13 protein-coding genes and 1 pseudogene are annotated in these 16,438 nt (G+C 63.1%); 8 read left to right on the forward strand and 6 right to left on the reverse strand.

Annotated features, from left to right (window positions below; genetic code table 11):
• Positions 1-128 precede the first annotated feature (128 nt).
• Positions 129-1,361 carry a cytochrome P450 gene (locus tag JQ629_RS02955; RefSeq protein ID WP_212411066.1) on the reverse strand — a complete coding sequence of 411 codons (1,233 nt, stop codon included), beginning with the start codon at positions 1,359-1,361 and terminating at the stop codon, positions 129-131.
• A gap of 141 nt (positions 1,362-1,502) precedes the next feature.
• On the opposite strand from JQ629_RS02955, the gene JQ629_RS02960 reads away from it, so the two are divergent.
• Positions 1,503-2,114 carry a TetR/AcrR family transcriptional regulator gene (locus JQ629_RS02960; protein ID WP_212411068.1) on the forward strand — a complete coding sequence of 204 codons (612 nt, stop codon included), beginning with the start codon at positions 1,503-1,505 and terminating at the stop codon, positions 2,112-2,114.
• Positions 2,115-2,119: 5 nt separating this feature from the next.
• Here JQ629_RS02960 and JQ629_RS02965 read toward each other — a convergent pair.
• The 5 genes and pseudogenes from JQ629_RS02965 to JQ629_RS02985 form a co-directional block, all read right to left on the reverse strand.
• Positions 2,120-3,411: pseudogene (locus JQ629_RS02965) on the reverse strand (MFS transporter).
• Between the two features lie 171 nt (positions 3,412-3,582).
• On the reverse strand, positions 3,583-4,560 hold the full coding sequence (locus JQ629_RS02970; RefSeq protein WP_212411070.1) for an NAD(P)-dependent oxidoreductase: 978 nt from the start codon (positions 4,558-4,560) through the stop codon (positions 3,583-3,585).
• A gap of 1 nt (position 4,561) precedes the next feature.
• The gene (locus tag JQ629_RS02975; protein ID WP_212411072.1) at positions 4,562-6,415 is read right to left on the reverse strand and encodes a TRAP transporter large permease; all 1,854 of its coding nucleotides are present in this window, start codon (positions 6,413-6,415) and stop codon (positions 4,562-4,564) included.
• Between the two features lie 11 nt (positions 6,416-6,426).
• Complete coding sequence (locus JQ629_RS02980; RefSeq protein ID WP_212411074.1) at positions 6,427-7,458, reverse strand: TRAP transporter substrate-binding protein; 1,032 nt, start codon at positions 7,456-7,458, stop codon at positions 6,427-6,429.
• A 180-nt stretch (positions 7,459-7,638) separates the two neighbouring features.
• Positions 7,639-9,744, reverse strand: a complete 2,106-nt coding sequence (locus JQ629_RS02985) for an adenylate/guanylate cyclase domain-containing protein (protein ID WP_349631205.1) — start codon at positions 9,742-9,744, stop codon at positions 7,639-7,641.
• Between the two features lie 157 nt (positions 9,745-9,901).
• On the opposite strand from JQ629_RS02985, the gene JQ629_RS02990 reads away from it, so the two are divergent.
• The 7 genes from JQ629_RS02990 (at position 9,902) to bufA2 (JQ629_RS03020) (ending at position 16,414) form a co-directional block, all read left to right on the forward strand.
• Positions 9,902-10,633: a cytochrome c biogenesis CcdA family protein gene (locus JQ629_RS02990; RefSeq protein ID WP_212389945.1), complete on the forward strand. Its 732-nt coding sequence runs from the start codon at positions 9,902-9,904 to the stop codon at positions 10,631-10,633.
• Between the two features lie 147 nt (positions 10,634-10,780).
• Positions 10,781-11,245 (forward strand): DoxX family protein, encoded by a 465-nt coding sequence (locus JQ629_RS02995; protein WP_212411076.1) that lies wholly within the window; start codon positions 10,781-10,783, stop codon positions 11,243-11,245.
• Positions 11,246-11,355: 110 nt separating this feature from the next.
• The gene (locus JQ629_RS03000) at positions 11,356-13,149 is read left to right on the forward strand and encodes a thioredoxin domain-containing protein (protein WP_212411078.1); all 1,794 of its coding nucleotides are present in this window, start codon (positions 11,356-11,358) and stop codon (positions 13,147-13,149) included.
• Between the two features lie 99 nt (positions 13,150-13,248).
• Positions 13,249-14,298, forward strand: coding sequence for a hypothetical protein (locus JQ629_RS03005; RefSeq protein WP_212411080.1), 1,050 nt, complete (start codon positions 13,249-13,251; stop codon positions 14,296-14,298).
• A gap of 61 nt (positions 14,299-14,359) precedes the next feature.
• Positions 14,360-15,238 (forward strand): tetratricopeptide repeat protein, encoded by an 879-nt coding sequence (locus JQ629_RS03010; RefSeq protein WP_212411082.1) that lies wholly within the window; start codon positions 14,360-14,362, stop codon positions 15,236-15,238.
• 427 nt (positions 15,239-15,665) lie between these two features.
• Positions 15,666-15,929, forward strand: coding sequence for a BufA2 family periplasmic bufferin-type metallophore (gene bufA2 / locus JQ629_RS03015; protein ID WP_212001595.1), 264 nt, complete (start codon positions 15,666-15,668; stop codon positions 15,927-15,929).
• 227 nt (positions 15,930-16,156) lie between these two features.
• Entirely contained in the window at positions 16,157-16,414 is a 258-nt protein-coding gene (gene bufA2 / locus JQ629_RS03020; protein WP_249133163.1) for a BufA2 family periplasmic bufferin-type metallophore, read from the forward strand.
• Positions 16,415-16,438 lie beyond the last annotated feature (24 nt).

Raw genomic sequence — 16,438 nt, forward strand, 5'->3', positions numbered from 1 at the left:
AACTCAGGGCCGGAGCAGCCCAATATATAGAGTGAAGTATGGCGAAGTCACAGCGGCATCAGCGCCATAGTCCCGCCGGTTCCGATTTATTCAGAACCTGAGGGCTCGTCGATGTCGAGGCGATATGGTTACCAGCTTGCCGGCAGATGCTTCAGGCCCCGGAGCACGAAGGTCGGCCGCCATTCCGGGTTCACCGCGTCATCCAGCCGCAGGTCGGGAATCCGGCGTAGCAGGGTGGAAAGCGCGATCTCCGCCTCGATGCGCGCCAGTTGGGCGCCGAGACAGAAGTGGATGCCCCCGCCAAAGGACAGCGGTTTCACATTGGGCCTGACAATATCGAGACGCTCGGGGTGATCGGGGTAGACCGCCGGATCGCGGTTGGCCGAACCCAGCAGGCACAGCACGGTCTCGCCTTTTGGAATCCGCTTGCCGCCGAGGTCGTCGATGTCTTCCAGCGCCACCCGGCCGGTCAGCTGCACGGAGGAATCGTAGCGCAGGAACTCTTCGACCGCATTGGTCATGAGCTCGGGCCTGGCCTTGAGCAGCGCCAATTGGTCCGGATTGCGATGCAGCGCCAGCAGACCATTGCCGATCAGGTTGACGGTCGTCTCGTGGCCGGCGCCGAACAGCAGGATGATGTTGGCCGTCAGTTCCTCGTTGGAGAGCTTGTGACCGTCTTCCTCCGCCTGCACCAGCTGCGTGGTGAGATCGTCGCCGGGGCTTTTTCGCCGCAACTCGAACAGTTGCTGGAAATACATCTCGGAAATCATTGTGCCTTCGTTGGCCTGCTTGATCTCCTCCGGCGACAACGGCACCGGATCGAGAATGCGGCCACCCCCGCGCGCCCTGGTGTAGAATGCCTCGCGATGCTCTTCGGGGATGCCGAGCATGTCGCAGATGACGGTCACCGGCAGGCGGAAGGCGAAATCCTCGATCAGGTCCATCTTCCCCTGCGGGATGATCCGGTCGAGCGTCTCGTCGACGATTTGCTGGATGCGCGGGCGCATGTCCTCGACCCGGCGCGCGGTGAATGCCTTCACCACCAGTCCGCGCAGACGAGTATGGTCAGGTGGATCCTGCTGCAGCATCATGAGGCCCAGGCTGCGAAAGGCCGGTTCCTCCATGATGTTGGGCCCATAGCGCCGGATCGTGCGCTCGACATGCTGCTTGCCAAAGCGCTTGTCGCGGATCACCAGACTGCACTCGGCGTGCCGGCTGGCGACATAGAGGCCGAGCGGCGTCAGGTGCACGGGATCGGTGTTGCGCATCCGCTCGTAATGCGGATAGGGATTGCGGATGAACTCGGGCGACAATGGATTGAAAAGCGGTTCGCTCGTCGCAGCCTGAACGTGCTCGTTCATGATGACCTCGATTGGTTTCCACACCGCAGTTTTTATTGGCTTTGTCAGCGTATCGCGTTTTCAGTTGCCGGATGTCGTGATCCGGCCAACGCAACTCGATACACTGTTGTATTGAGTTGCATTCTGACCTAAAATGGGCCGATGTCAAGGTTGCGAACCAGACCTACCCGGGACGATACCCGTGAGAAGCTGTTCGAGGCGGCGGCGCGCGTGTTCGAGGAACAGGGCATCGGCGGCGCCAGCATCGAAACCATTGCCGCGGCGGCCGGCTTCTCGCGCGGCGCATTCTATTCGAATTTCACGAGCAAGGACGAGTTGATCATCGCCATGCTCGAAAATCACGTCGAGCAATCGATTCTGCGCCTTCACGATCTGCTCGCGAAGCACAAAAGCCTGCCGGATTTCATCGACGCGCTGAAGACCATGGACCGCAGCCAGCAGGATCCGCTCGGCCGCTCGCCCTTGCTGCACATGGAGATGATCCTGTTCGTGGCGCGCGCCGAGAAGCGCCGGCCTGAACTCGCCAAGCGGCTGCGCGCTCGCCGAAAATTGATCGCCGACATTGTCGAGACCACGGCGAAGAACAGCGGCGTGAATCCAATGCTCGATCCGGTCTGGTGGGGCGCTATCGTTCTCGCGATGGAAGACGGCTTCCGCCTGCACCGCCTGATCGATCCCGAGACCACGCCATCAGACAGTTTTCTGCGCGCCATCGGCGACCTGCAGCGCGCCATCGGCGCGGCGTCGGCATAACTATTCTAACCGCCGCCTTGCATCTTGTGCAGCTGCCCCGCGACCGCGCGGATCTTGCGCGGTGATGCCTGCCAGATCGCGAACGCCGACAAGGCGCTCACGGCGATGCCGATCGCAAAGGCCAGCGTGTAGCTGCCGTAGCGGTCGAACAGAAACCCGGTCGCCCACGGGCCGGCCGCGCCGCCGGCCAGCGCCGCCAGCATCATGGTGCCGAAAATGCTGCCATATTGCTTGCCCTGGAAGATTTCGAGCACCACCGCGCCCATCACCGAGGTCAGGCCGTAGCCGAGCACGCCCTGGGTCACGATCATCAGATAGACCAGCGGCAATACCGGCGCGAATTTCAGTCCGATCAGCGCCGCAAAACAAATCGCAAAGCCCAGGCAGCTGATCGCCCATATCCATTCACGCCCGATCCGGTCGGAGAGATGCCCGAGCCAGATCTGGCCGGGAATGCCGAGCAGGCTGACCACGCCGAGCGCCCAGACCGCGACATTGGCCGAGAAGCCGATATCGAGCAGGAACTTGGTCTGGTGCACCTGCACCGCGTACCAGACATACAGGCCGCAGAAATAGCCGAGGCAGATCCACCAGAATCGCGCGGTGCGCAGCGCGCGCCGCAAGGTCCAGTCGGTGGCGGCCCAGACCGGATCGACGATGTTCGAGACCGGTTTTGCTGAAGTCGCCGTCGCGCGGCGTCGCCATCCGGCAGCAGCCCGATATCTTCGGGGCGCATCCGCAGCAACAGATTGATCGGCGCCAGCACGACCAGGACCACGATGCCCATCGCGGTGCAGGCGGTGCGCCAGCCGGTCTGCTCGATCATATGCTGCACCCAGGGCAGCAAGGTCACCGAACCGATACCGACGCCGGCAAACGCCAGCCCCATCGCAAGGCCGCGGCGGCGGATGAACCAGTTCGGCACGAACAGCGATTGGCCGGAATAGCCAAGACACACACTTCCCGCGCCGACCAGCACGCCGATGGTGAGATAGAGATGCCAGGGCTGCGTCGTCAGCGGCGCCAGCAGCAGGCCCGCGCCCATCAGGGCGACGCCGAGTTCCATCACCGCGCGCGGGCCGTGACGGTCCATCAAGCGGCCGATCAACGGGCTGACGCCGCCGGAGACCACGAAACCGAACGAGAAGGCGCCTGCGGTGAGGCCGCGTTCCCAGCCGAATTCGGAGATGATCGGCGGAAAGAACAGCGAGAACGCGGTCCGCGCATTGACGCCGATCGCCATGGTGACGAACGTCACCGCGACGATCATCCAGCCGTAAAAGAAGGGAAGACGCATTGTGATGTCATTCCGGGGCGCACGAAGTGCGAGGAGAATCTCGAGATTCCCCGATGTGCAATTGCACATCTGAGGTCTGGTCCTTCGGACCATCCCGGAATGACGGGGTCAAGAGCTTTCGCAACTGTTCAAGCGCCGAGGCGTCTGGATAGCCATGAATGCTGCAGAGCATCAAGGACGTCGCATCCAGCTGATGGCATTGACGGCGCCGACCGGAATCTCGCCCGCGATGATCTTCTCGACCTGCCGGACCGTTTCCAGCGACTGGCTTTCGATCGCAGGCGGCGTCAGCCCGCCGATATGCGGCGTTGCGATCACATCAGGCAGTTGTGCCAGTTCCGGCGTCGGCATCTGGTCCAGCGCGCGGCCGACATCCATTGCGGCGCCCGCAATCCGCTTCTCGCGCAGGGCCGCGGTCAGCGCCGCCTCGTCGACGAGATTGCCGCGCGACAGATTGATGAAGAACGCATGCGGCTGCATCCGCGCCAGCGCCGCCTGCCCGATCAGATTTTCTGTCGCGTCATTGGCGACCGCGAGACAAACGACAAAGTCGGAGCGGCCGAGCAGATCGTCGAGCGGCAGATGCTGGATGTCAGGCTCGCTCACACTCGCAAAGGGATCGGCGACCAAAACTTCCATGCCCAGCACTTTGGCAATCCCGGCAAGGTAGCGGCCGATGCTGCCATATCCGATGATTCCGATGCGGCTGCCGGCCAGTTGCCGGCCCATGATAACCTTCGGCTTCCGGCCGGCATGATAGTCGGCGCTGGCACGCGAGACGCCGCGCGACAGGTCGACCATCAATCCCACAGCGAGTTCGGCCACCGACTGGACGAAGCCGGGTCCGGCCTGGGTGACCAGCACGCCCGCGCGCGAAGCCTGCTCGACGTCGATGTTGCGAATGTCGACCGCGCAGCGAACGAAGGCGCGCAGCTTTGGCAGCCGCGCAAATATCTCGCCGGGCCCGGCGGTAAGCCGGTCGGCGACGATAATTTCGACGTCACGTGCGGCGTTGATCAAGCCGAACGCATCCAGCGCATTGTCACCCTCGTGCAGTTGCACCTGCGCGATCGCCTGCAATCCGCTCAGGCTGCGCGCCCCGTAATATTGCGCCCTCGCCTGCGATGTATGGGTAAGCAGGACTTTCACGTCAGTATCCGAACGCGCGCGGCAGCGCCGTGCTGATCGAGGGCACGAACGCGATTACCAGCAGGCATAGCATCAGCAGGCCGAGATAACCCATGATCGGCTTGATGGTCTGTTCGATCGGCACCTTGCCGATCAGGCAGGCGCCATAGAGCCCAAGGCCAAGCGGTGGCGCGAACAGACCCACCCCCATGGAAATCACGAGCACCACGCCGAAATGCAAGGGATCGATGCCGAGCTTGACTGCCACCGGCAGCAGCAGCGGCCCGAAGATGATCAGCGCGGCAGCGCCTTCCAGCACCGACCCCATCACGATCAGCACCACGATCGACAGCAGCATGAACAGCCAGACGCCCTGCGACGCCGACAGCGACAGCATGATGTCGCCGACCATATGCGGCACCTGTTGCAGGGTCAGAACGAACGCCAGCGATTGCGCGGCGGCGACGATGAACAGAACCAGCCCCGAACGCGTCGCCGATTGCACGAAACTATGCGCGGCGGACTTGAAGCTGAGCTCGCGAAACACGACGCTTCCAACCACGATCGCGTACACGACGGCAAAGGCCGAAATCTCGGTCGCGGTCGCAAAGCCGCTCTTGAAGCCGAAGAAGATCATGAAGATCAGCCCGAACGAGGCAATCGCACCGCTCCACAGGCCGGAAACCGGGATCTGCGGCTCGGACTCTTCAATCGGCGGCGGTCGCTTGCCGAGGATGATCGACAGGATGATCAGGGCCGATGCCATCAGGGCCGACGGCAGCAGGCCCGCGACGAACAGGCCGCCGATCGACAGATTGGCGACGAAGCCGAGGATGATCAGATTGATACAGGGAGGAATGGTTTCCGCCATCACGGCGGAGGCCGCCAGCAACGCCACCGCGTTGCCCGGGTTCTGCCGGGAGCGCCGTGCGGCCGGAATCAGCACCGAGCCGACGGCTGCGACATCGGCCATCTTGGAGCCGGATATCCCCGAGAACAGCACCATCGACATCACCATCACGACGTTGAGCCCGCCGCGCATGCGCCCCACCGCCCGCTGCAGCAACTCGATCAACCGCACCGACATGCCGTTGGCTTCCATCAGGTAGCCGACGAGGATGAAGAACGGGATCGCGAGCAGCACGAAATTGTCGATGCCGCGCGCCATCTGCTGGGCGAAGATCACGCCGGGCAGCGTGCCCTCCACCCAGATGAAGATCAGCGCCGCCAGCGCCAGCGCAAAGCCGATCGGCAATCCGCCGAACAGCGTGATAAAGAAGCCGACGAACATCAACGTGCCCGACGACGGCACGGATGCCGGCGCCAGGAAATCCCACGCCAGATAGAGCCCGGCGATGGCGGCGGTCGCTACCACACCGGCGACCATGTCGCGCACCGGACGCCCGCAAAACAGATCGAACGCGAACACGGTCATGAACAGCGCGCCGAGGCCCATTGGATAGAACGTCCATTCCAGCGGCAGTCCGGAGCCGGAGGTCTGTCCCGTCGTCAGCCAGCCCATCTTGATGGCGTTGAAGGCGACATAGGCGGAAATGATCGTCACTAGCAGCGCGCCCATGGAATCGACCACACGCCTCGCGCCAGCAGGCAGCATGTCGATGAAGAACGCCACGCCGAGATTTTCGCTCCGCGCCAGCGCACTTGCCGCACCGAAGAAGCTCGACCCGACCATGAGGCCGCGCGCGACGTCGTCGGCCCACTCGACCGGCGCGTTGAACAGGAAGCGCAACAGGACGGATACGACGACGACCAGCAAGTCAGCGACCAGCAGCACCGCCGCCGTAACGTCGCTCACCGCGAGAAGTGCGGCTGATATCCGCAGGCCGCCGCTTGGCGCGTGCACCGCGACTGACATGCCCTGCTACCTCAGGCCTGCGTCGAGCGGATTATGTCCACCACGGGCTTCGCCTCGGGGCGCGCCTTGATGAAATTGTCGGTCTGGGGAAGCACGCGCTTGCGGAAGGCATCCTTGTCGCATTCGACGATCGTGACGCCCTTGTCGACGAGGTTCCTGAGCGCTTCCTTTTCCATTTCAAGGCCGTGGGCGCGGGTATCGGCCGCCGCTTTATTGGCGGCGTCGAGAAATCCTTCCCGCAGCTTCGGATCCATCCGCTTGAACGTCGCGTCGCTGAAATAGATCGCGAGCGGCGAGAAATTATGCTGCGTCAGCGCGTAGTGCTTGGAGGTCTCGTAGAACTTGCTGGCGAGGATGGTCGGCGGGTCATGCTCGAGACCGTCGAGCACGCCGGCCTGCAACGCCGTGTAGATTTCGCCGAACGCCAGCGGCGTAGCGGCGGCACCCATCAGGCGCAGACACTCGGTGATAACAGGGTTCGGCAGGGTTCTGATCTTGAGGCCGGTCAGATCTTCGGGGCCCTTTACGGCCTTCTTGGCCAGGACGCTGCGCGAACCGAAATTATAGGCCCAGGCGATGATCCGGATATTGCCGCCCTTGAGCAGTGCGTCCTCGATCGGCTTGGCCGCGCCGGCCTCGAAGGCCTTGGTCTGCTGCGGAAAGCTGGAGAAGAGATAACCGAGGTCGAAGGTGCCGACCAGCGGCACCAGATTGGCCGAGATCGACGAACCCGACAGCATCAGGTCGATCACGCCGAGTTTCACGGAATTGATGACGTCGATTTCCTGACCGAGCTGATTGTCCGGGAAAAACGTGACGTCGATCTGCTCGCCGAGCCCATTCGCCTTCAGGCTCTTGACCAAATTGTCGTAATAGACCCGGCCGTTGGCATATTTGGGATCGTTCGGCAGCGAGGACGAACATTTCAGTTTCAGCGTGGCGGCCTGCGCCCGCCCGATAATGGCCGGCGACAGCACCAGGCCCGCGGCCGCTGCTCTGGAGGATTGCAAGAACACGCGCCGGCTGATGAACCCAGTCTTCATGGCGCACTTCTCCCAGTTTTTTTGTTTTGTGCAGTTGAGGTATCTGCCGCTCTGTTTGTCCAAATGTATGAACAAAACGGAAAGCCCGCGCAAGGGTATTTGGAAAAAACCTCGGCGAATCGTGCGGGATGCCGGCAGTATCGCGTAACGCGGCCGGCACCCGTTTGGCGGCTTTGGCGCCTACTTGGATTTGGCGACGGTCGTGCCGTCCCATTCCTGGTCGCTCGGATTCTCGAGCTGCTCCCTGCAGCGCGCGATCATGACCGATGCCGCCGCATCATCCTTGAACTTCATCACCTGTTCGAACGCCCTGATCGCGGCCGTGAATTCGCGCGCCCGCCAGCATGCGAGTCCGGCTTCATAGGCCTTCACCCAGTCGATCGCACCGCCGCCCTCGTCCGCCATAGCAAGCAATTCGTAGATTTGCAGGCCCCCGGCGCGGCCGTAGACCGCCAGGCGATCGAGTTCGCGCACCACGATGCGGTCGCCGGCAAGACGCCGCGTTTCGGGGCCGATGATGATGGTGGAGCCGTAGACCTTGTTGGTGCCTTCCAGCCGGCTCGCAATATTCACGGCGTCGCCGATCACGGTGTAGTTCAGCCGCACCTCAGACCCGATATTGCCGACCAGCATGTCGCCGGAATTGATGCCGATGCGGATCTTGACCGGCTGGCCATGGTCGTCGACCAGACCGACCTCTGCCATCGCACGCTGGCAGGCCAGAGCGGCGCGGCAGCAATCGACGGCGTGTTCGGGGTTCGGCGTTGGCGCCCCCCAGAACGCCATCACGGCATCGCCGATGAATTTGTCGATGGTGCCGCCCTGCGCCTGGATCTGCGCCGAGACGGAATCGAAATAACGCGACAGCAGCGGGATGATGCGGTCGCCGAGCCGCTCCGAGATGCCGGTGAAGCCGGCGAGATCGATGAACATCACGCTCATCGGCCGCACCGCGCCGCCGAGGCGCGCGCCGTTGCCGTCGCTGATCAACCGCTTCACCAGATCAGCGGGGATGTATTTGCGGAACGCGGCCAGCCCCTGCGCCATGTCGCCGATGGCGCCTGACAGGTTCTCGATCTCGGTCAGCCGCGACGGATGGCGCTCGACCTTGTCCAGATCGAAGCGCTCGACATGCCTGATCTCGCCCACCACCTTGATCAGCGGCGCGGCGATCAGGCGCTGGGCGAGCCACGCCGACAGCAGCCCGGCAATCACGATCAGGACCGCAAGCCCGATCAGCAGGTTCCGGATCGTCATCTGTACCGGACCCAGAAATTCCGACTCCGGCACCACTGTGACCAGCGACCAGCCCGGAAACGAGATCGGCGTCAGCACCGCCTGATAGACCTTGCCGTCCCGCGTCACCTGGCGCTTCAGCGGCTCGCCTTCGCCGGGATTGTAGGCGGTGCCGGCATTCTTCATCGCATCCACCGCGACCGCAAACAGCGGATGATCGGTCTTCAGCGGCGTCACTTCGCTGGCATCCGGATCGGGCGCCGCGACCAGGCCGCCCTCGCGATCGAGGATGAATGCGCCGGCCGATTTGCCGACCGTCAGCTGCGACAGGAAGTTTGAGACCCGCGTCAGTTCGATGATGATGGCGATGACGCCGGCGGGTTTTTGATCGACCTGGATCGGCGCTGCGAAGGCGGCCGCCAGACGTTCGCCGTTGGGATGCCTCGTCAGCGTCGACCAGTTTTCGTCGTTGGAGCCGGCCACCTCGCGGAACCATTCCTGATCGGTGACGGAATAATTGGTGTCCTGGACGCGGCTGGACTTGAGCAGCGTGTCGCCACCTCCGAACTCATAACGGTTGATCTTCGCCTTTCGGTCACCCGCGATCTCGATCATTTCGATGACGCCATTGCCAAGCTTGTGCCCGGCAAAGAACGTCCCGTCCGGCCATCCGAACGCCACCCAGGAAATGGTCGGTTGCGACCGCAACTGCGATCGGATGACCACCTCGCGCATCTCGGCGTCGCGCGCCTCGAACACTTTTCCGAGCAACAGGGTGCGCACCGCCGACATGGACGATCGCGCTTCCGAGGTGATCGATTGCAGTTCGTCGCCGACTGCCGACACGATCTGGTCGTTGATGGTGTCGGCAAGGGTCTGGCTGACCTGCTGGGCGGTCCGCCACCACAGCAAATGCACGCCGACGGCGCTGACGACGATCGACGTCAGCACGAGGGCCGAGATGGCGTTGCGAATGCCGATGCGCATTGCGGGGTCCTGGTTCGCGGGGTCGGTTACCGCAATACGGAACGATACTAGCGTCTGTTTCACCGGCGAGGCTATCCCGGCGTGTTCATATGCCTTGTCATATCCTTGGACACGGCTCTGTGACCAGAGTTGAGCCGGAAGCCGACGAAACTTATCGATTGCCTGTTCCGTACCAGCCAAGACGGCGCTATGCCTTGCGGCGGTTCTCGAAGGTCATGCAATGCACGATGTTTCCATCCCGGCGGCCCTGATTGCCGGACTTGTCAGCTTCCTGTCGCCCTGCGTGCTGCCGCTGGTGCCTCCGTATCTGATCTACCTGACCGGCGCGACCATCGAGCAGGTCAACAATGACGGGGCGACGAAGGCCTCGAAACGCGCGGTGATGGCCGCGGCGCTGATGTTCGTGCTCGGCTTTAGCACCGTGTTCGTGGCGCTCGGTGCCAGCGCTTCCATCATCGGCGGCCTGATCCGCGCCTGGTCGGCAGAACTCTCGATTCTCGCCGGCATCGTCATCATCATCATGGGCCTGCATTTCCTGGGGCTGACCCGCATCGGGCTGTTGATGCGCGAGGGACGGCTGACCGCGCCGAAGCCAGTCGGGCTGTGGGGCGCCTATGTCATGGGACTTGCGTTTGCGTTCGGCTGGACCCCTTGCATCGGGCCGATACTCGCAGCGATCCTGTCGATCGCCGCCGCCGAAGCCACGGTGACCAAGGGCGCGGGCCTGCTCGCGGTCTATTCCCTCGGGCTCGGAATTCCGTTCCTACTGGCCGCCTTCATGATCGAACAATTCTCTGAGCTGTTCGCGCGGATGAAGCGGCATCTCACCAGCGTCGAGCGCGCCATGGGTGTATTGATGGTCATTACCGGCATCGGTTTCTTGACCGGCGCCGTCACCAGCATCAGCATCTGGCTGCTGGAAACGTTCCCCGCACTGCAAAATTTCGGCTAACGCCCCGTAACAAGCGGGCTATCCGTTGCGAAACTCCTGCCATGACCAGATTGCCGCCTTGCGCGGCCGCAGCGTTTTTCGCGCGCACTTGATTTGAGGGGCCGCCGGTGCGGCCTCGCGTCACGATAATAATTGGAGGGGGCCCGCATGAATTTCATCGTCAATCTTCTGATCCTGTTGCCGGCACAGATCGCCTCATATTTCTCCTGGGCCGGCCCGCTGATCATGCGGCTGGTCGTCGGTTACACCTTCATGCTGGCCGGCTGGGGCAAGCTCACCCATTTGCCGCAGGTCACCGAGAATTTTATCGGCTGGGGCATCCCGTTTCCGAAAATCCTCACCCCTTTCGTATCAGGCGTCGAGTGCTTTGGCGGCGCCATGCTGATCCTCGGCCTGTTCACCCGGATCCCGGCCGCGATGCTGGCGGTGACCATGCTCGTCGCGATCAAGTCGGCCAAATGGGGCGACGTCGATTCGCTGCAAACGCTGCTCGGCTTCGAGGAAATGACCTACTTCGCCGCCTTCACGTGGCTCGCGATCGCAGGCCCTGGTGCCGCCTCCCTCGACCGGCTGCTGATGAAATTCGCCGGGTACAACGAGGTGCCAGCCTGAGGGTCAGCAGCCCCCGCGGTCTCACAATGCCGTGACATCGCGGATAAGTCTGAGCCCGGATTTTGGCGCGCGCGTAGCTGTCGAGACACCAGCGCTTCCGGAAAGCCGCCATGAAACTCGTCCGCCTCGCCGCCTTCGCCCTTGCCGCGCTCGCGGCAGGTTCGGCCCACACATCCGATGGCGTCAAATGGAGCGAATGGAACGACGATCTGTTCACCCGCGCCGCCGCCGAACAGCGCTTCGTGATCCTCGATCTCGAGGCGGTGTGGTGCCACTGGTGCCACGTCATGGAAAAGACCACCTATGCCGATCCGCAGGTCAAGGATCTGCTGGCGTCGAAATATCTGCCGGTGCGTGTCGACCAGGACGCCAATCCGGATCTGTCGAGCCGCTATGGCGATTGGGGCTGGCCGGCGACGATCGTGTTCGGACCCGATGGAACCGAGATCGCCAAGCTCCGGGGCTATATCGAGCCCGAGCGGATGCAGGCGCTGCTCAAGGCCATCATCGACGATCCCTCACCCGGGCCTTCGGTCGGCGAGGCCTTTGAAGTCAAACCTTCGGCCTCGGCGTTCCTCAGCAAGCAGCAGCGTGCGGACCTAACCAGGAATGTCGACGAGTCCTATGACGAAAAGCTCGGCGGCTGGGGCGAGAACCAGAAATTCATCGACGCCGACAGCATGGATCTTGCAATCACCCGTGCCGAGGCCGGCGATGCCATTGCGATCAAGCGCGCGCGGCAGACGCTGGACGCCGCAATCGCACTGATCGATCCGGTGTGGGGCGGCGTGTATCAATATTCCGAAGCCGGCTCCTGGACCCGTCCGCATTTCGAAAAGATCATGTCGTTCCAGGCGCAATATCTGCGGCAGTACAGCCAGGCCTACGCGCTGTGGAAGGACCCGAAATATCTCAAGGCCGCCCGCAATATCGAACGCTATCTCGCTGGCTTCCTCTCAAGCCCCAGCGGCGCGTTCTATGTCAGCCAGGATGCCGATCTCGATCACGACACCGACGGGCACAAATATTATGCGCTTGATGATGCCGGGCGCCGCAAGCTCGGCATGCCGCGCATCGACAAGAATCTGTATGCGCGCGAGAACGGCTGGGCGATCTCGGCTCTCGCCGCCTATTACAACGTCACCAACGACGCAAAAGCGCTGGCGATTGCCGAACGCGCGGCGAAATGGGTCAACGCCAACCGCGCGCTGCCGGGCGGTGGATTCCGCCATGGCGAGAAGGATCGCGGCGGCCCCTTCCTCGGCGACACGCTGGCGATGGGCCAGGCCTTCCTCGATCTCTACGCCGCCACCGGCAACCGCGACTGGCTCACCTCCGCAGCCAAGGCCGGCGATTTCGTCGCGGCTTTTCGCGACGAGGCCGGTGGCTTCGTAACGTCGAGGACGGCGGAAGGTAAAACCGGCGTGCTGGCAAAGCCGGCAAAACTGCTGGATGACCAGGTGCAGGTCGCGCGCTTCATGAACCTGCTCAACCGCTATTATGGCGACGAAACCTATCGCGAGCACGCCTCGCATGCGATGCGCTATGCGAGCAGCGCCTCTGCCGGGATGATGCGCCCGCTGCCCGGCGTGCTGCTCGCCGACGAAGAACTCGCGATCGAGCCGACCCATATGACGATCGTCGGCCACAAGGATGCGCCCCGCGCGCAGGCCCTGCATACGCTCGCGCGCGCCCTGCCGGCCCGCTACAAGCGCCTGGAGTGGCTGGACCTGCGCGAGGGCAAGCTGCCCAATCCCGACGTCGAATATCCCGATCTCGGCGAGCCCGCGGCGTTCGCCTGCAGCAACCGCATCTGCTCGTTCCCCTCGTTCAATGCCGAGGAACTGCAGGCCACGGTGAAGCAGATGGCAAGGCTGAAACCTTCGCGCGCCGCGATGAACTAGAGGGCCTAGTCGTAACGCCCCCAATGTGACCAGCATCACAGCGCCTCCACCCCCATCCAGCGACAAACGGCCAACTGGAATGAACCGGTGTTGGTCGTCATGGCTCGCTCAAAATATGCTTGCTGGTCGAATGTGGCGCGCGGCTCGCTCGCAGCGATGCTGCTGGCCGTTTCGGTGTTTTTGGCCAACCCTGCCGGCGCGGAGATTATCAGGAAGGAAGACTCGCTGCGCGGGATCACGATGACGCGCGAAGAGTGCGTCGCGAAACCGCAGACCTTCTGGCTCAACGTCTACAGCCAGGATTTCTGCGTCCGCTATTATCTTTCCACCGCTGGAGGCCAGGGCTCGCGCCCGGTCATCATTCTGAACGGCGATCACAACGGTCCGGTTGATCCGACCCGTTGGGCCTGGGCAGATCCGTCCAAGGCCAGTGACGTCAACACCGACAAACTCGTCGCTATCGCCGACCATTTTTCGAAAATGGCGAAGACCACGGCGATCTATCTTGGACGCATCGGCGTCGAGGGCACCTCCGGCACCCATCTGTCACGCAAGACCCTCGTCGAGCTGCACCTGATGGACATGGCGCTTGAGGCGCTGCGGCAACGCTACCAGTTCGAAGGCTTCCATCTGTTCGGGGAGTCCGGCGGAGGCCGTCTTGTGTTCGGCCTGGCCGAGATGCGGCGCGACGTCGCCTGCCTGATTTCCGGCTCGGGACAGATCGTGACCCGGGGTCCCGCAAAGCCGGGCGATCCCGCAAGGACTTATTTCGACATCACGGGAAAGGTGCAATGGCTCGCGCAGAACCGCGCCTTGCGCATGATGGTCATCAGCGACCCGAACGACCAGCAAGTGCCGACCGCCGTTCAGCAGACCCTCATGGTGCAGACCCTGCGACAGGCCGGCCACGTGGTCCCCCACCTGCTCGTCGAAGCCACCGACCCGAAGCGCCACGCGGTGCTCGACTATGGCGCGATCGCGATGGGCGGCTGCGTGCTCGGCCGGCACGACGACGAAATCGCGCGGGCGATCGGAACGCTCGTTCGCCGCAACGCCGAGACCAACCGGCGTCTGCAGGACGAAGCGCGCGCCAAGTCCACGCCCCAGACGGCTTCCGAAACGATCGCGCGCCAGCCAGGACGCTCATGACATGAAAGCGACGCAGCAGCCTGGATCAGCAACGGGACAGTCAGGAAACATGGAGCGCGCGATGCGGGTGCTTGCCCGTGTGCTTCTCACCGCCGTCACAATCATCCTGGCACCGGCAGGCGCGCAGGCCGAAGCGCAGCAGCGCATCTGCCTGGACAATGCCACCCCGCCCGCCCCGAGGGCTGCGGCCTGCTCATTCGTCATCACGAACGCGCCGCCCGCCGAGGCCAGGGAACTCGCCCGTGTCTACCTCATCCGCGGCAACGCCAATCTGGCCCTCGGCGTCTACGACCGGGCGGTGGCGGATTTCGATGCGGCTACAAGAGCCCATCCGACCGCCCATGGCCCGTTCAACAGCCGCGGTGTCGCGTTCCTGCGCCAGAAGCAGCTCGACCGCGCGATCGCGGAGTTCGACCAGGCGATCCGGCTCAATCCCAACGATCCCCTTGCCTTCACCAACCGCGGCGACGCCTACCGGGACAAGGGCCGCGTCGACCGCGCGATGCAGGATTACGACGCCGCGATCGTGATCAATCCAAAGTGGGGCAATGCCTACTTCGGCCGGGCAGCGGCGTTGCAGCAGAAGGCCGGCTCCGATTTCGACGCCTTCGTCAACGAGGGCCGTTTCGAAGAGCTGGCCATCGCGGAATACGGCAAGGTGCTGCAGATCGCGCCGCGACACGCCGGCGCCCTCAGCAACCGCGGCCAGCTCCATCATACCTTGCGCAAATACGACCTTGCCATCGCCGACTTCACGCAGGCGATCGAGATCAATCCCGCAAATCCCGCCTTTCTGCGCAACCGCGCGCTGACCTACCGGATGATGCGGCGGTTCGACCTTGCGATCGCGGACTATCGCAATGCGTTGGCGATGACGCAGGACGCCGACGGGCGCAAGCTGATCGGAGAGTTGCTCGCTCAGCTCGGCGCCGCCGTCTGAGGTCGCGGCCGCACGCCGGCGTCTTACGGAGCACACGCTCGCGCAGCAGCCAACACTCCCGTTGTGCAACGCAACGAGATTTGCCGCCACCGGTCATTGAAGCTTACCGATTTTCCCGCGCGAACGGCTTCTGTTGCCATTCTGCCGCGCAACGAAATACTCCCAATGCATCGGGGGTTGGACATGGACGGGTCATCCAAATCCAAGAAAAGAAAAATTTCTTTCGAAACTCTGTAACCAAATCGCCCGATGCCCCGTAGCTGTGTCCGGATGAGCACTCAAATCACGGAGGCTAACGGCCTTCGCGAGCCACCGCGATCTGATTGGCATCCGTTGCTTCCTTAGCGTTGTGCGGGTCGATGATATCAAGGTCATCGAACGCTCACGGCGTCCTATTGTCGTCAAAACAATCATCGAGGAGAACGTCATGAAGTTGAATACAAAATCCGGTGCGACGCTCGCAGCCGCCGCTGCCACTTTGTTCCTCGCCGGCGCGGTTGTGTCGACCGGGTCGACCTCTGCAAACGCCGCGGCCGGCAAGTGCATGGTCGGTAACGCCTGCAAAGGCCAGAGCGCCTGCAAGGGCGGCTCGAGCGCCTGCAAGGGCCAGAATGCCTGCAAGGGTCAGGGCTTCTCGATGACCACCGAGAAGGCGTGCACCGCCATGGGCGGCAAGTTCGTCAAGGCCTGATCGTCCCGAATTGACGCAAAAAGGGCCCGGCATCGTGCCGGGCCTTCACGGTCCAATTCCAGCCCGGGAATGTTTCACTTAAGCCCGCCGATCATTGAAATAAATTTCGCTCGCCGTGTAACCTAGCCAAACCCGCCGCGTATTTATCCCCGGGTACCATCTGTCGGTCCTGATGTCAGTGGCTTGCGGGTGGTGCACCTTCACACTTCTTTCTCGAGGAGACGTCCATGAAGATGACTTCCAAATCCGGCGCCACGATTGCCGCCGCTGCAGCCACTCTGTTCCTGGCTGGCGCGACGATGTCGACCGTCACCTACGCCGCCGGCGAAGGCAAATGCGTCGGCGCCAACGCCTGCAAGGGCCAGAGCGCCTGCAAGGGCGGCGCGAGCGCCTGCAAAGGCCAGAACGCCTGCAAGGGTCAGGGCTTCTCCGCCATGACCAAGGAGAAGTGCGACGCCGCCAAGGGCAAGTATTCGCCCGCCTGATCGAGGTAATCCGGAACGGGGCCC

The sequence above is a fragment of the Bradyrhizobium sp. AUGA SZCCT0222 genome (genome assembly GCF_018130205.1).
Classification (GTDB): Bacteria; Pseudomonadota; Alphaproteobacteria; order Rhizobiales; family Xanthobacteraceae; genus Bradyrhizobium.

Coding starts and splice junctions, on each gene's coding strand:
- JQ629_RS02955 (WP_212411066.1), bottom strand. CDS start 1,361: ATGAACGAGCACGTTCAGGCTGCGACGAGCGAACCGCTTTTCAATCCA.
- JQ629_RS02960 (WP_212411068.1), top strand. CDS start 1,503: ATGTCAAGGTTGCGAACCAGACCTACCCGGGACGATACCCGTGAGAAG.
- JQ629_RS02975 (WP_212411072.1), bottom strand. CDS start 6,415: ATGTCAGTCGCGGTGCACGCGCCAAGCGGCGGCCTGCGGATATCAGCC.
- JQ629_RS02980 (WP_212411074.1), bottom strand. CDS start 7,458: ATGAAGACTGGGTTCATCAGCCGGCGCGTGTTCTTGCAATCCTCCAGA.
- JQ629_RS02990 (WP_212389945.1), top strand. CDS start 9,902: ATGCACGATGTTTCCATCCCGGCGGCCCTGATTGCCGGACTTGTCAGC.
- JQ629_RS02995 (WP_212411076.1), top strand. CDS start 10,781: ATGAATTTCATCGTCAATCTTCTGATCCTGTTGCCGGCACAGATCGCC.
- JQ629_RS03000 (WP_212411078.1), top strand. CDS start 11,356: ATGAAACTCGTCCGCCTCGCCGCCTTCGCCCTTGCCGCGCTCGCGGCA.
- JQ629_RS03005 (WP_212411080.1), top strand. CDS start 13,249: ATGGCTCGCTCAAAATATGCTTGCTGGTCGAATGTGGCGCGCGGCTCG.
- JQ629_RS03010 (WP_212411082.1), top strand. CDS start 14,360: ATGCGGGTGCTTGCCCGTGTGCTTCTCACCGCCGTCACAATCATCCTG.
- bufA2 (WP_212001595.1), top strand. CDS start 15,666: ATGAAGTTGAATACAAAATCCGGTGCGACGCTCGCAGCCGCCGCTGCC.
- bufA2 (WP_249133163.1), top strand. CDS start 16,157: ATGAAGATGACTTCCAAATCCGGCGCCACGATTGCCGCCGCTGCAGCC.